At 63.5% G+C, this 14,592-nt stretch carries 14 protein-coding genes; 10 read left to right on the forward strand and 4 right to left on the reverse strand.

Features of this window, described 5'->3' with window-relative positions; translation table 11 throughout:
- Window positions 1-173 precede the first annotated feature (173 nt).
- Both AC1L34_RS17330 and AC1L34_RS17335 read left to right on the forward strand, forming a co-directional pair.
- The gene (locus AC1L34_RS17330; protein ID WP_424295579.1) at window positions 174-689 is read left to right on the forward strand and encodes an OsmC family protein; all 516 of its coding nucleotides are present in this window, start codon (window positions 174-176) and stop codon (window positions 687-689) included.
- A 56-nt stretch (window positions 690-745) separates the two neighbouring features.
- On the forward strand, window positions 746-1,603 hold the full coding sequence (locus tag AC1L34_RS17335; RefSeq protein ID WP_480034966.1) for a DMT family transporter: 858 nt from the start codon (window positions 746-748) through the stop codon (window positions 1,601-1,603).
- Between the two features lie 166 nt (window positions 1,604-1,769).
- Here AC1L34_RS17335 and AC1L34_RS17340 read toward each other — a convergent pair whose 3' ends face one another.
- The gene (locus AC1L34_RS17340) at window positions 1,770-2,222 is read right to left on the reverse strand and encodes a flavodoxin domain-containing protein (RefSeq protein ID WP_424325031.1); all 453 of its coding nucleotides are present in this window, start codon (window positions 2,220-2,222) and stop codon (window positions 1,770-1,772) included.
- Window positions 2,223-2,471: 249 nt separating this feature from the next.
- On the opposite strand from AC1L34_RS17340, the gene AC1L34_RS17345 reads away from it, so the two are divergent.
- The 3 genes from AC1L34_RS17345 to AC1L34_RS17355 all read left to right on the forward strand — a co-directional run bounded on the left by AC1L34_RS17345 (window position 2,472) and on the right by AC1L34_RS17355 (window position 4,430).
- A complete protein-coding gene (locus tag AC1L34_RS17345) occupies window positions 2,472-2,861 on the forward strand; it encodes an SHOCT domain-containing protein (RefSeq protein ID WP_424294693.1) in 390 nt (129 codons plus the stop codon).
- 151 nt (window positions 2,862-3,012) lie between these two features.
- Window positions 3,013-3,891 (forward strand): DUF3558 family protein, encoded by an 879-nt coding sequence (locus AC1L34_RS17350; protein WP_424325773.1) that lies wholly within the window; start codon window positions 3,013-3,015, stop codon window positions 3,889-3,891.
- On the forward strand, window positions 3,888-4,430 hold the full coding sequence (locus AC1L34_RS17355; RefSeq protein ID WP_424294690.1) for a DUF3558 domain-containing protein: 543 nt from the start codon (window positions 3,888-3,890) through the stop codon (window positions 4,428-4,430). Before AC1L34_RS17350 ends, AC1L34_RS17355 begins: the two co-directional genes overlap by 4 nt.
- 19 nt (window positions 4,431-4,449) lie before the next feature.
- Here AC1L34_RS17355 and AC1L34_RS17360 read toward each other — a convergent pair whose 3' ends face one another.
- Window positions 4,450-5,268 carry an acyl-[acyl-carrier-protein] thioesterase gene (locus tag AC1L34_RS17360; protein ID WP_424321836.1) on the reverse strand — a complete coding sequence of 273 codons (819 nt, stop codon included), beginning with the start codon at window positions 5,266-5,268 and terminating at the stop codon, window positions 4,450-4,452.
- A gap of 131 nt (window positions 5,269-5,399) precedes the next feature.
- Here AC1L34_RS17360 and AC1L34_RS17365 point away from each other — a divergent pair, with 131 nt between their 5' ends.
- Genes AC1L34_RS17365 through AC1L34_RS17385 form a run of 5 tightly spaced genes read left to right on the forward strand, consistent with a single transcriptional unit; the run spans window position 5,400 to window position 10,998 of the window.
- Window positions 5,400-7,091, forward strand: coding sequence for an FAD-dependent oxidoreductase (locus AC1L34_RS17365; protein WP_424294687.1), 1,692 nt, complete (start codon window positions 5,400-5,402; stop codon window positions 7,089-7,091).
- Window positions 7,091-8,326, forward strand: coding sequence for a glycosyltransferase family 4 protein (locus tag AC1L34_RS17370; RefSeq protein WP_424294685.1), 1,236 nt, complete (start codon window positions 7,091-7,093; stop codon window positions 8,324-8,326). Before AC1L34_RS17365 ends, AC1L34_RS17370 begins: the two co-directional genes overlap by 1 nt.
- A gap of 4 nt (window positions 8,327-8,330) precedes the next feature.
- Complete coding sequence (locus AC1L34_RS17375) at window positions 8,331-9,047, forward strand: class I SAM-dependent methyltransferase (protein ID WP_424321835.1); 717 nt, start codon at window positions 8,331-8,333, stop codon at window positions 9,045-9,047.
- 2 nt (window positions 9,048-9,049) lie between these two features.
- Window positions 9,050-10,108 carry a prenyltransferase/squalene oxidase repeat-containing protein gene (locus AC1L34_RS17380; RefSeq protein ID WP_424321834.1) on the forward strand — a complete coding sequence of 353 codons (1,059 nt, stop codon included), beginning with the start codon at window positions 9,050-9,052 and terminating at the stop codon, window positions 10,106-10,108.
- 53 nt (window positions 10,109-10,161) lie between these two features.
- Entirely contained in the window at window positions 10,162-10,998 is an 837-nt protein-coding gene (locus AC1L34_RS17385; protein ID WP_424294681.1) for an LLM class F420-dependent oxidoreductase, read from the forward strand.
- A gap of 103 nt (window positions 10,999-11,101) precedes the next feature.
- Here AC1L34_RS17385 and AC1L34_RS17390 read toward each other — a convergent pair whose 3' ends face one another.
- Entirely contained in the window at window positions 11,102-11,818 is a 717-nt protein-coding gene (locus tag AC1L34_RS17390) for a branched-chain amino acid ABC transporter ATP-binding protein (RefSeq protein WP_424321833.1), read from the reverse strand.
- Complete coding sequence (locus AC1L34_RS17395; protein WP_424293357.1) at window positions 11,819-14,551, reverse strand: ABC transporter permease subunit; 2,733 nt, start codon at window positions 14,549-14,551, stop codon at window positions 11,819-11,821.
- Window positions 14,552-14,592 lie beyond the last annotated feature (41 nt).

The raw sequence follows: 14,592 nt of genomic DNA on the forward strand, positions 1-14,592 counted from the left end.
CACCGTAGAACGACCCACTGACAGTTTTCGTGAGGCGCGCAGTTCGCGGCGGCCGCTCGATTGTCCGTGCCCGAGCTTTGATTCGGCGACATAAACCCCCGCTGCGCCGAACCCTTCTGATCGGCTGCATGGGTTCGTACGGTCGTCCCATGACGACAACAGAACTCATCGACATCCCTGCCACGGCGACCCCGCTGAACAAGATCGCCAGTGCGACAGCAAACGCTGTTTCAACCAAACCGACAAACGGGCAGGTGGTATTTGCCGCGTCGGCCGTCGCTGCCGACGGTGTCTCCAGTGAGATCAGCTTGCGGTCGTTCAGTATCACCGCGGACGAACCGCCGACGCTCGGCGGCAATGACACCGCACCCAACCCCGTCGAGTACTACTTGGCGGCGCTGCTGTCGTGCCAGGTAGTGACCTACCGGTTCTGGGCCGAGCGGCTTGGCATTACCTTCGACGACCTCCAACTGACTGCCGAAGGAGACCTCGACGTCCGCGGCTTCTTCGGTTTAGCGGACGACGTCCGCCCGGGATTCACTGCCGTCCGGGTGGTCGCCAGGATCACCGGGCCAGCGTCCGACGGGGACTACCGCCGACTTCAGGAAACCGTCGAGCGACACTGCCCGGTCCAGGATCTCACCGTGAACCCGACGCCGGTATCGACCGAGTTGCTCGTCACACGTTGAGGTTCCTCGCCACCGTCGGGCAGCTAGCCCGGGGCTAGGGCACTAATCTGTAGTTAATGCACACCTGGGCCCCGATTCTGTTCGCGATCGCCGCGGCAGTTCTGATTGCCGCCGGTACCGTTCTCCGCCAACGGTCCTCGGCGGCCAGCGGGGCAATCACCCCGGGCTGGTGGCTCGGCGCATTCATCGCGCTGATGGGGTTTAGCCTGCAGGCGACGGCGCTGGCTCTGGGATCAATTCTGGTGGTGCAACCGCTGCTGGTCCTGGCGGTGCTCTTTGCGTTGCCGATGGAGAACTGGATCGACAAACGGCACCTGCTCAAAAGCGAATGGCTGTGGGGCACCGCGCTGGTTGTCGGCGTCGTATTGTTCTTGCTGCTGGCCCGTCCAGTATCGACCGATCGTCGCCCCGACATGCTGAGCATGGTCATCACCGTGACGGTCTTGGTGGTCGGGATCATCGGCATCGTGGTCGCGGCCGAGCGCTGCCAGAGCGGGCATCTCCGGGCGCTCAGCTACGGCCTCGCAGCCGGTGCGCTGTTCGGTGTTTCCGCGCCGTTGGTGAAGGCCGTCGCCTTCCGGATGATCGACGCTCCGGGCACCCTGTTTGTTCACGTCGAACTGTATTTGCTGCTGGCGGTGGTGCTCTTGGCGATCATCGCGCAGCAGCGCGGTTTCGGTGCGGGAGATCTGCAGACGTCGTTCCCGGCCATGAACGTGATGGAACCGGCCGTGGCCATGGCGCTCGGCGTCGCCCTACTGGGCGAAAACATCTACGTGACGGTCCCGACCGCCGCGTTCCTCTGCATCGTCGCCGTGGTCACCGGTATCGCCGTAGTGAAGCTCGCCCAAGACAGCGCCAGAAGTTCCGAACGCCCCCTCCACGACCGCGAAGCCGCCGTCGAACTCAGCTAGCGCCCGTCCACCGCCATTTCGCTGCGCTCGAACCGCGCCTTTCTGTCACGATTCGACCAGACCGTCACCGATCACCGCGTTTGGTGACGGCTAGGGCGGAGTGCGGTTGCCAGATGTGACAGAAATGCGCGAATCGGAGGAACGACGATGAGGCGTCGGGACCGGATTAGCCTTCGGCGATGAGGGCGGGGATTGCCTCGGCCCACTCAGCGGCGGCCTTGGCGGGCTTGATGGTCGACGAGGCGTCGTGGCGGAAGTGCTCGCCAACCTCGACGGCACCCAAGGCGACGAGCTTTTCTGCCATTACTTCGCCGCCGCGGTTGTAAGTTTCGCCGTATACGGTGTCGCCCAGGCCGAAGACGGTGAAACGCAGGCCCGTCAGGTCCGGCTTTTCCTCATCGAGTTCCTCAGCGAAGGGCAGCGCGCTCGAAGGCAATTCGCCCTCGCCGTAGGTGGAGCAGATGACGACAAGGAAGTCTTCGACATTGAGGTCTTCGACGGCAAACTCGGCCATGTCGAACACCGACGGATCGTTGTCGGCAGCCAATACGTCAGCGATTGCATCGGCAACGAGTTCGCCGGTGCCGGTTTCGGTGCCGTAGAGGATGACTGCTGCCATGGTCGTAGTACTCCTGAAGCTCGGGTCGGCGCAGATGAGCGCACTTTCGTGATCGGTAATCGACGATTACGGTAGCGTAACAACGTGGCTGCGTCGAATTCCCGACCAGGGACTTTAGGCTCAAAATTTGCCTGTTTCCGCAGCTAGCGTCACTTTCGTGAACGCTGTACTTTGTGAGCGGGAAGTCTGCATCGAATCCGTCGCCCCAGGGGCTACGATCGAATTCCAACTACGAAAGCAGGTCCCGAAATGGACTGGAGTTCTCTCTGGAACGTCCTCTGGTACACGGTCGTCATCTTTGCGTTTATCGCGTACCTGATGGTTCTCTTCATGGTCTTGACCGATCTCTTCCGCGATCACAAGCTGTCGGCATGGTGGAAGGTCGTTTGGATCATCTTCCTGGTGATCGTTCCGTACATCACCGCGTTCGCGTACCTGATCTTCCGCGGTACCGGCATGACAAACCGCAGTCGCGCCGCAGCCGTTTCCGCTGAACAGGCGAGCCAGGAGTACATCCGTCATGCGGCAGGAAAGGCATCGCCCGCAGCCGACATCGCCACCGCGAAGTCACTGCTCGACGCCGGCACCATTACTCAGGCTGAGTTTGATGCCCTTAAGGCAAAGGCCCTGACCAGCTAACGGCTGCGTCAGCGCAATGAACGACGAGCGGTCCGGAACCTGGTAATCAGGATCCGGGCCGCTCGTGTAACTCCTGGCGGTTAATTAGGGTGGGACACATCCAAATTGGGAGCTCGTTTCAACAACGGTGCCGGGGCGAAAGAAGGGGACGATGACCACGCGTATCGATAGCTGGGTGTGGTCGGTCCGGCTAGCTAAAACCCGGTCTGCGGCGGGGGCTGCCTGCCGCGCCGGGCATGTGCAAGTCAACGGCACAACCGCCAAACCAGCGACGCCGGTTTCGATCGGTGATCGCGTTACCGTGCGACTGCACCAGCAGACCAAGATTGTTGAAGTAGTCAAACTCATCAGTAAGCGAGTCTCGGCACCGGTCGCGGCCGAATGCTATATCGACCATTCTCCGCCGCCTCCGCCGAAGGAAGTCCTCGCGTCCATTCCGCGCCGCGATCGCGGCGCTGGGCGTCCAACGAAACGCGAACGGCGCCAGATCGACCGCCTGCAGTCCGGGTCGATGCTGCTCGCCGTCTTCGCGGCTTTGGTACTTCTCGTCAGCGGCTGCACCAATGGGAACAGCCCGGACGTGGTGTCGACGCAGACCCCGAAACCGGGCACCGGGCCGCAGTTTGCGCGATGCGGTGGCCTCACCACCGAGGATGTCATTGCCACCTCGGGTATGGCGGGACTAAAACTGGCGATCGACAATACGTCGACTTGCGAGTGGCGGGCCGACTCCGAGCAACGCAATGGGTCGGTTTCGTTCAACTGGTATCGCGGATCGCCGATCGGCCGTGAACGCGGAACCGAGCAGCTCAGCCGCGACACCACTAGTGACTACGAGGTGGACGGTCACCCCGGGTTCATCGCCTCCACGGAAGGTATCTGCGAGACGGCGATCGCGTGGGACGCCGACTTCATTGAGATATCGATGGCCTCGCCGCGCGGGCCCGATCGGTTACCGACCATCGCGCTCGGCGATCTCTGCAAGGCCGCTAAGACCATCACCGAGAAAGTTGTGAAGGGCGCGTCATGAACAGGAACGGACGTACCCGCAAGTGGCTGGCGGCCGGAGCCATTGCCGTGGCCGCTACGACCATCGCCGGTTGCAGCGTCGACGGGACGGCGGTCCGTGAAGGTGGCGTCGACACCGGGCACGTCGACACTGACCAATTCGACAATCTGCTCTCCGAATGTGAAGTGCTACCCGGGCCCACCATCGCGAAGGCGGTCGGCGGAACATCCGCGGACCCGAATTTCTTCGGTGCCAACTGCCGCTGGATCGTCAGCCCGCAGATCATTGACGTCACGTTCAACTGGTTCGAGTGGGGCGACTACAACCTGGAAAAGGAAACCGCGCAGAATATGGGCTTCACCACCGAGAACATCTCGGTTCGCAGCCAATCTGCGTTTACCCAGCGCGACCCGCAGCGGCCAAGCGTTTGCGGGGTGACGGCGAAGGCGACGGCTGGCGGCATCTTCACCTGGTGGGTGGAGCCGGAGGCACCGCAGGGCGGCGACCCGTGCGCGGCGCCGATTAAGTTGATGGAACTCATCCTGAGCGGTGCGTACTAGGGGCAGTCCGGGCCACTGCCTACTCGGGAATGAGCGTCACCGACACTGAAGCTGCCACCTGCAAATTGCCTGCGTCGTCGGGCGTCATGACCCACATGAGCAGGGTGTCGCCGATGCGCTGGCGTCGAATGGTGACTTGCATGCCCGGCTGGATAGCCCGAAGGTACTCAATGACGGCGCGATGTGGTTTCGCGATCAGGTCGGGGTGGTCGACCAGCTCGTCTTCGACGGCCTCGAAGTAGGCGGCGTTGTTGAGGTGCTTAAACGGGTCGAAGTCGGTGATCCGCAGAACGTGTTCGCGATCCGGGAGGTCGACGTCGGCTGCAGCCGGGGCCTTCCCCGGATTCATCGCCTTCCACTTGAGTCGATGCTCGTCCGTCATCGGCTCCAGAGTTTCCATCGCCAGATCAGAGATGCGGGCAGGTAGGCCCGATTCCGTCATGTTGATCCAGAATGCTTCGGTCTCGATGTGGCCGTTGGGGCGCATTTCGCTGTTGAAACGGTTTGTTTCGCTGACCGCATTGATCCGGACTCGCATGTTGGTCCAGCGGGTCGAGAGTGCACTGCACCAGCGCTCGGCGGTGAAATCTGACGGCCAGGTGATTGGTTCCAGCACGTCAATGACGGTGCGGCGGATAATCCAGAACGGGTCGGTCTCGTAGAAGGGGAGCGCCGCGATGTTGTCGTTGGCGATGTCTTGCAGGTACCGGGCGACGGCGTCGAGGCGCACCCGCATTTCTTGATCGATGTCGCCGGTTCGAACGCGGTAGTCAGCGGTGTAGAAGTTGGCGCCCTCTTTGCGCTCGGGGAGCGGTTGGTATTCCTGTGATGCGGTCATGAACGGGCCCCTCAACTGAGATGGTGTCGGAGATCGGTCTCAGAAAGCGTGAATCCGACAGTGACGCGGAATACGGTACTCTCAAGGAAACTAGAACACGTTCACCCTTGGTGGTTGGAGGGAAGTCACAGATGACGCACATTATTACGCGGGCCTGCTGTAACGACGCATCCTGCGTTGCAGTATGTCCGGTCAACTGTATTCACCCGACTCCGGACGAGCCGGACTTCTTGACGGCCGAGATGCTGTACATCGACCCGGAGACTTGCATCGACTGCGGCGCTTGCGTCGACGAATGCCCCGTCAGTGCGATCTACCCAGACGACCAGCTGCCCGCGAGTCAGCTGCCGTTCTTGCAGATCAACACCGATTACTACAAGGATCACGACGTCGAGGGTGGCATCGTTAAGCATCCACGACCGCCGCAGTTGCCCGCAGACGAACTGCGCGTAGCAATCGTCGGGGCCGGTCCGGCAGCGTTCTACGCCGCGCAGGAACTGGTGAAGAAGTCGCAGATCAAGGTCGACATGTTCGACCGTCTGCCGACCCCGTACGGCCTGGTGCGTGCGGGTGTCGCGCCCGACCACGCGCAGACAAAGGGTGTCGAAGACACCTTTGCGGCCGTCGAGAAGAAGCGAAACTTCACCTACCACCTCGGGGTTGAGGTCGGGACGCACATCTCGCACGACGAACTCCGCGAACGCTACGGCGCGGTCCTCTACGCCGTCGGGGCCCCGCACGACCGTCACCTCAATATCCCGGGCGAAGACCTCGCCGGCTCGATCGCCGCCACCGAGTTTGTCGCTTGGTACAACGGGCACCCCGATTTCGCGGGCCACACCTTTGACCTGTCGGGTGAGCGTGCCGTCGTGATTGGCAATGGCAACGTGGCGCTCGACGTCGCACGCATCCTGGCTACCGATCCCGAGTTGCTCGCGAGCACCGACATCGCCGACCACGCACTCGCCGCGCTCCGCGAATCGAATATTCGCGAAGTGTTCGTGGTGGGTCGTCGCGGCATCGAACACGCTGCCTTCACTAACGGCGAACTCCTTGGCCTCGGTGAGGTTGACGGTATTGATGTCGTCATCGATGAGGCTGAACTGACGCTGTCGGACGAGGCTGCTGCACAAGAAGCCGACGACACCCTCGACTCGGTCATCGCGACCAAGGTGCGCCTGGCCCGCGAATTTGCGGCCAAGCCGCTCGTGGAAGGCAACCGTCGGATCGTCTTCAAGTTCCTGACCTCGCCGGTCGAGATCACGGGCACCGACTCCGCTTCGTCAGTGAAGTTGGTCCGCAATCGCTACATCGGCGGCGGCAAGATCGAAGCCACCGACACCACATCCGATCTCGACAGCGGTTTCATCGTTCGATCCATCGGCTACCGCACCCAGCCGGTCAAGGACCTGCCGTTCGACGAAGCCTCCTCGCTGGTGCCGAACGAGGACAGCCGAGTGCTCGATGGCCCCGGCGGTGCACCGCTGCCCGGCGTGTTCGTTGCCGGATGGATCAAACGTGGACCCACCGGCGGCATCGGCCGCAACCGGTTGTGCGGCGAGCAGGCTGCCGCGACGATCCTCCTCGACTTTGCCAACGGGGCACTCCCGACGCCGACGACGGACGCCATCGACGTCGCCGACTTGGTGATCAGCCGAGGTGCGCATCGCGTGGACCTGCAGGGCTGGAAGCGGATCGACGCTGCCGAACGCGAGGCTGGTGCTGGTGCGGGACGTCGTCGCGTCAAGATCACCTCGATCGAAGAAATGAAGAATGTGGCGGGTGAATCCGAGCCAGTGGGTGACGTTGTCGGTGGCGCATAGTGCGAATTGCGCTCCTGTCGTACCGCAGTAAACCGCATTGTGGGGGACAGGGTGTCTACGTCCGACACTTGTCGGCCGGACTCGCCGCACTCGGGCACGACGTCGAGGTGTTCTCGGGTCAGCCGTACCCCGAACTTGATGAGGGTGTCCGGCTGACGAAGGTCCCGAGCTTGGACCTGTACGGCGAACCCGACCCCTTCCGAACGCCGCGTTTACGCGAGTACCGCGACTGGATCGACGTCGTCGAGGTGGCGTTGATGTGGACAGCGGCATTTGGTGAACCGTTGACGTTCAGCCTGCGCGCCAAGCGGGTACTGCGCGGTCGGCGCAACGACTTTGACGTCGTGCACGACAACCAGTGCCTGGGTTACGGGCTGCTGTCGATCAAGCGACAGGGCTTTCCGTTAGTTGCCACCATCCATCACCCGATCACTCGTGATCGGGCCCTGGCGGTGAAGGCCGCGCGGGGCCTGAAAAAGATCAGTGCCTGGCGCTGGCATTCGTTCCTCGCCATGCAGGGGCGGGTGGCGCGCCGGATTCCGTCGCTGCTGACCGTGTCGAAGAGCAGCGAAGACGATATTCGCGAGGCGTTTCACGTGAAGCCCGGCGTGTTGGCGACCATCCCGCTGGGGGTAAACGTTGACCTGTTTGCGCCGAGCGGACGACGAGTCCCCGGCGAGATTGTCTGCGTGGCCAGCGCCGATGCCCCACTCAAGGGGGTTTCGTACCTGCTTGAAGCCGTCGCAAAGGTGTCGGCCGAACGCGACATTCACCTCACGCTGGTGTCGAAACTTGACCCCGAAGGACCGTCCGCGAAACTGATCGACGACCTGTCGATCGCAGATCGCGTGTCGGTTGTCTCGGGCATCGATGACACGGAACTCGCTGGGCTCCTGAGCCGCGCGGAGGTCGCCTGCGTGCCGTCGCTGTACGAAGGTTTCTCGTTGCCCGCGGTGGAGGCGATGAGCTGCGGGACGCCCCTCATCGCCAGTCGCGCCGGGGCGATTCCGGAGGTCGTTGGCGACGACGAATCGGCGGCCATCCTCGTCGAACCCCGCGACAGTGAGGCGCTGGCGCAAGCCCTGCTCCGGCTGCTTGACGATCCCGGGCTCGCGACCCGGCTTGGCGCTGGTGGTCGTGCCCGGGCGCAGGCTCGTTACAGCTGGGCGGCCGTCGCGCAGGCCACCGTGGACCGATACCAGGCGGCCATCGACGCCGCCGCGGAAGGACGCTAGAACCGTGCTGACTGTGGATTTTGACCGCCTGCAGGTGGGGCCCGGTATTCGTGCCATCGATATTGGTGCGGGGCAGGGGCGGCATTCATATGAAATGCTGCGGCGCGGCGCCGATGTCATCGCCTTCGACCAGAACGACGGTGACATGGCAGACGTCGCCGAGATGTTCGGTGCGCTCGCCGCGGCCGGTGAAGTTCCGGAATCGGGCGTTGCCCGCACCGAAGTCGGCGACGCGCTGGCCCTCCCATACGATGACGCGACCTTCGATGTCGTGCTGATGTCGGAAATTTTGGAGCACATTCCCGACGACGAAGCGGCCATCGCCGAAATGGTCCGGATCCTTAAGCCGGGCGGAACGGCTGCAGTCACCGTGCCGCGCTACTGGCCGGAAAAGGTGTGCTGGGCGCTGTCGGACGAGTACCACGAGGTGGAAGGCGGGCACGTTCGCATCTACCGGGAGTCGGAACTGTCGTCCAAGCTGGAGGCAGCCGGGCTTGAGCTGACGGGAACGTCGCACGCCCATGCGCTGCACGCCCCGTACTGGTGGCTCAAGTGCGCGGTCGGCGTCGATAACGATAAGAATCTACTGGTCCGCGGCTATCACAAGATGTTGGTGTGGGACATGATGAGCAAGCCCTGGGTGACTCAATTCGGCGAGCAACTGCTCAACCCGGTGGTCGGTAAGTCGGTGGCGATCTACCTGCGGAAGCCCACCGGATAAGTATGAATATTCCGTCGATCCCGGGGATCCTGACCGTCGAACAAGTGCGGCAGACGGGTGCGGCAATCGCTGGAATGCAAGAACCAGACGGTGCGCTTCCGTGGTTTCCGGGCGGCAAAACCGACCCGTGGGACCACGTCGAGTCGGCCATGGCACTTTCGGCGAGCGGCTACCTGAATCCGGCCCGTGCGGCGTACGAATGGTCGGCCCACAACCAGCGAGACGACGGCTCGTGGCCGATGGAAATCCGGCAGGGCCGCATCGTCGATGCCGGCGTCGACAGCAACTTTTGCGCTTACATCGCCGTCGGAGTGTGGCATCACTACCTGATCTCCGACGATGACGCATTCCTGTGGAGCATGTGGCCGACGGTCCGGGCCGCCCTCGATCGGGTCCTGCTGTTTCAGCGGCCCGACGGGGCGTTCCGGTGGGCTGCCGACTACGTCACCGGTGCCATGTTCGACGCCGCGCTGATCACCGGCAATGCCAGTATCTATTCGTCGCTGGTGTGCGGGCTAAAGATCGCCGCCCGCGTCGACGACGAATCGGCGCAGCGCGCAGTCGTCGAGTGGGAACGTGCGCGTGCCGACCTAGCGGGAGCGTTTGCGGTGCCGGCGGAGAGCTTTTTGCCGCCGAGCGAACACTCGATGGACTGGTATTACCCGGTGCTCGGGGGCGTTTTGCGTGGGGAGGCGGGACGAGTCGCGCTCGATGCCGAATGGGACCGGTTCGTGGTTTCCGGTCTGGGTGTCCGTTGCGTGAGCCATCGACCGTGGGTGACCGGGGCAGAGACTAGCGAATTGGCGATTGCCTTGGCGGCGATCGGCGATGTGGATCGGGCTGCCGCAATGGTCGCGTCGATCCAACACCTGCGCGATCCGGACGGCTCGTATTGGACCGGCCTGGTGTTTTCTGACGGCAAGCGGTGGCCGGTGGAACGCAGCTGTTGGACGTCGGCGGCGGTAATTCTGGCCGCAGACGCGATTAGTCGGAGCACTCCGGCCGGTGGAATTTTCGCCGATCTTGGTGGAGCCGCTGTGCCCGCCCAATTCCCCAGTTAGACTAGTGTCCAGTCTGGCGTCCAACTTGGGGGCGCGGTAATGCGGAGGTCATTGTGGATTTTGGAATCGTGCAGTTCACCAGCGATCGCGGGCTACGCGCCCAACACTTGGCACCGCTGATCGAAGACGCGGGATTCGCCGCCTACTACGTGCCGGAACACAGTCACATTCCGACCAAACGCGAGGCCGCCCATCCCCGAACCGGCGACTCGAGCCTGCCCGACGAGCGCTACACCCGCACCCTGGATCCATGGACGTCGCTGGCGGCCGCTGCCGCGGTGACGTCCCGAATCGAACTGTCGACGGCCGTCGCGCTACCGGTGCAGTCGGACCCGCTGACGCTCGCGAAGACGATTGCCACGCTCGATCATCTCTCCGAGGGGCGCGTGAGTTTGGGTGTCGGATTCGGCTGGAACCTGGACGAATTGGCCGACCATCACGTCCCCGCTGGCCGTCGTCGTACGATGCTGCGCGAGTACCTGGAGGCGATGAGGGCGCTGTGGACGCAGGAAGAGGCCGAGTATCACGGCGAATTCGTCGACTTCGGTCCGAGTTGGGCGTGGCCCAAACCGTCGCGCGCGATCCCGATCAACGTGGGTGCGGCGGGGACGGAGAAGAACTTTAAGTGGATTGCCCGCAGTGCGGACGGGTGGATCACGACGCCCGGCGAGACAGACATCGAAGAATCGGTAACGCTCCTGAAGCGAGTTTGGGCCGACGCGGGCCGCGAGGGCCAACCGCAGATCGTCGCCCTGGATATGCGTCCGGATGCTGACCGCCTTGCCCGCTGGGCCGAAATCGGCGTCACCCGCGTCCTCTACGGTCTACCCGACAAAGACGTCGACACCGCCAAGGCCTACCTGGCGAAGCTGTCCGCGAAACTGGGGTAACAACCCCCTCCGCCCGTTCCCGCATGATGCGTCGATTCCCGCTCCTTGTCAGACAAAGAGCGGGAATCGACGCATCATGCGAGAAGCACCGGGGCGGGGAGGGTTAGCCGCCCATGTAGGCGGCCTCCAAGCGGCCGAGGTCGGCGGCCAGGGTGGCGGCGTCCTCGTCGAGGAGGATGCGGCCCTTCACCAGCACGACCGCCCGGTCGGCGATCCCCAACGCCAAATGCACATGCTGTTCGACGAGGATCACCGACGTGCCCTGTTCGGCAGCGACCTGGCGGAGGACCGGCAGGATCGCTTCGACGATGACCGGCGCCAAGCCCATGCTGAGTTCGTCGATCAACAGGATCGACGGCTTCTGCAGCAGTGCCCGAGCCAACGCCAGCATCTGCTGCTCACCGCCCGACAACTGACCTGCGGCCACCGACAGCCGCTTGCGGAGGGCGGGGAAGTAGCCGAGGACTACTTCCAGTTCCTCGGTCGCGGCCTTGCGTCCGCGCGTGGTGATGGCCAGCCGCATGTTCTGTTCGGTTGTGAGCTTCCGGAACAGTGCCCGATCGTCCGGAACCAGCACCAAACCGTTGCGGACGGCCGCCCGCGGATTGCCCGACGGCAGCGCCTGGCCATTCATCGAGACAGTCCCGGACTCGCGCGGCAGCAGGCCTGCGAGGGTCTCGAGCAGGGTTGTCTTGCCTGCGCCGTTAGGGCCGAGGAGGGCGATGACCTGCCCCTTCGGAACTGCCAGGTCGACGTCGTGAACGCACGGGCTATTACTGATGCGCGCGGCCGAAAGTGAGCCGGTTTCGAGAACGGTCATCTACAGATCCTCCTTGCCTGAGGCGCTCAGCGGCGAGCCGAGGTACGCCTTGATCACCGCGTCCGACGACCGGATCTCCTCCGGGGTGCCGCTCGCGATGACGGTGCCCAAATCGAGCACGATCACGCGGTCGCACACGTTCAGGACCAGGTCCATGTCGTGGTCGATCAGCAGCATCGCGGTGTCGCCGGTTTGCGCGGCACGCAGTCGCGCACCGAGCCATCGGCTTTCGGACGTGTCCAACCCGGCGGCGGGCTCGTCGAGCAGAACCACCTGGGGTTCGCCAGCCAAAACTCGGGCCACCGACACCAGCTGACGCTGCCCCTGGGACAGGTCGGCGGCAGGCACATCGGCCAACTCGGTAATACCGAGCAACGACAGGGCGTTCTCAACGGCCCCCGGCTCGCTGCGGCCGGCCGAGACATTCAAGTTCTCGGCGACCGACAGGTCGTCGTACAACTCGATGTCCTGGAACGTACGGCCCAAACCGGCGCGGGTGCGACGGTGCGGTGCCATCTTGTCGATCCGACGGCTGCCAACCTGCACGGTGCCAGCTGCCGGTGCGAACCCGCAGATGGCGTCGACGAGGGTCGTCTTACCGGCACCGTTGGGGCCGATGAGGCCGATGATCTCGCCAGCGTGCAAGTCGAACGAAACATTGTTCACGGCCGTGACCTCCCCGTATTTGACGGAGACGTTCTCGACCTTGAGGACGGTATCGCCGATCAGGCGGACCGGGTCGGCCGCGCCATCGAGCTTGGGCATGGTGATCTCGTCGCCCGCATCGCGGGCCACTTCGGTGCCAGCCGCACTCTTCTTGGGACGCAGTTCCATGAGGCGACCCGCCACACCGTCCGGGCTTGTCGCAACACCGACAATCAGCAGGATGCCGCTCGCCAGCATGTAGTAGTCACCAAAGCTCAAGTACTTATTCATGAGGAAGAACAAGAGCGCACCGGGGGCAATCACACCGGCGATCAGGGAACCGGTGATCGAGGTGACGCCCGCGATGTAAATGGTGGCGAACAACGCGATGCCAGCGAACACCGAGTAGGTGTTAATGGCGGCGAGTGTCTGCTGGTAGGCCAGCAGTGCGCCGCCGAGACCGGCAATAAACGAGGCAATCGCGAATGCCAACAGTTTGGTGGCGCCCACGTCGATGCCTGCCGATGCGGCCGACCGCTCGTTAGCGCGGACCGCCAGCATCGAGGCACCCAGGCGACTGCGCCGCAGCGCCGCCACGCAGAGTGCGGTGATGGTCAGGACCACCAGGCACAGGATGCCGAACGAGACGCGGGGGTAGCCGTCGCCGGAGCCGATCCCGAGGTCGATACCGAACAGGGTCGGCGACTTGACCGGTGCACCTTCCTGGCCGCCGTTGAATGTCGGGTTGCGGAACCAGAACGCCTCGGCGAACACCGCGAGTGCCAGCGTTGCCACCATGAGCGGCAGACCGCGAACGCGCAGTGCGGGAAGTCCGACGACCACGCCGATCACCATGGCGACCAGTGCGGCGAGCAGCGGTGCGATGGGGAACGGGAGATCCATGTTGGTGGTGAATCGGCTGAGTGCGAAGGCTCCGGTACCCGCGAGCGTGAGCTGTGCGAGTGATACCTGGCCGGCATAGCCGGTTACAACCAACTGCGAGAGCGCGATGATGCCGAAGATCATCGACACAATGACCGCTAGCCGCAAACTGCCGGACGTGAGCAATAGCACGACCACGGCAAGGGCCACACAAATGAGTGTCGGAAGCAGAATCTTGTGCGGTCGTGGCGATCGACCCAGCGAGTTGGTCGAGATCGCGCCTCGGCCGGGTAGCGGTCGTCCGCGAATCAAGAGGAAGCCCAGAATCAAGATCAGTGGCACGGCCTCTGCCATGCCGGATTCGGGCAGGGACTCCCACACCGACTGCATGTAGGTGGTTTCCGACTGCAGCATGCCGATCAGGAGACCAGCGCCGACGGTGATTCCGATGCTCGCGAAGTCGCCGACGAGGGCGGCGGCGAGGGCAGGCACGATGAACATCGTGTAGGCAATCGGGTTCAACGGCACGATCGGCGAGATCACGATGCCGCCGATACCGGCGGTTGCCGCCGACAGTGCCCAGTTGGTGAGCGAGATGCGGTCGGGCGACAGTCCGGTAAGCAGCGCACCCTTTTCCGACTCGGCGGCAGCTTCGGTAGCGACACCGAATCGCGTGAACTTGAGGACGAGACCGGCCAAGATGGCCAGTCCGACGATCACCGCGGCCAGCCACAGCCGGTCCGTTGGGATGACGGCGTCGCCGATCTTGAGGGTGTTCTGCGCGAAGATCGGGCCGACGATGGGCTGCTCGGAGCCCACCTGCAGTGCGATGAGCGCCTGCAGCACCAGCATCACACCGATCGAGGCGACAGCCTTGGCGACCACGGGGGCGGTTCGCATGGGCCGGAACACCGCTAGTTCGACGATCACGCCCACTATGGCGGCGATGATCACCGCCACAATCAGCGCCGGTAGCACCGACCAGGGGCCACCGAGCTTGATGGTCGAATCGATCCCTGGGATCGGAAGGAGGAGTTCGCCCTTGCGGAGGAAAGCGAAAGTGTAGGCCGCGTAGAGCGCGACGGCACCGGTGGCGAAGTTGACCACACCGGAACTTTTGTAGGTCATGACCAGGGCGAGGCCGAGTGCCGCGTAGACGGCGCCATTGCCCAGGCCGAGGAGTAAGTAAGCAAAAACGGAGGTCATTGGATCCTCAGATATCGACGTCGATCAGGATGCGGCAAAAA

Source organism: Gordonia sp. 34D (assembly GCF_056682775.1).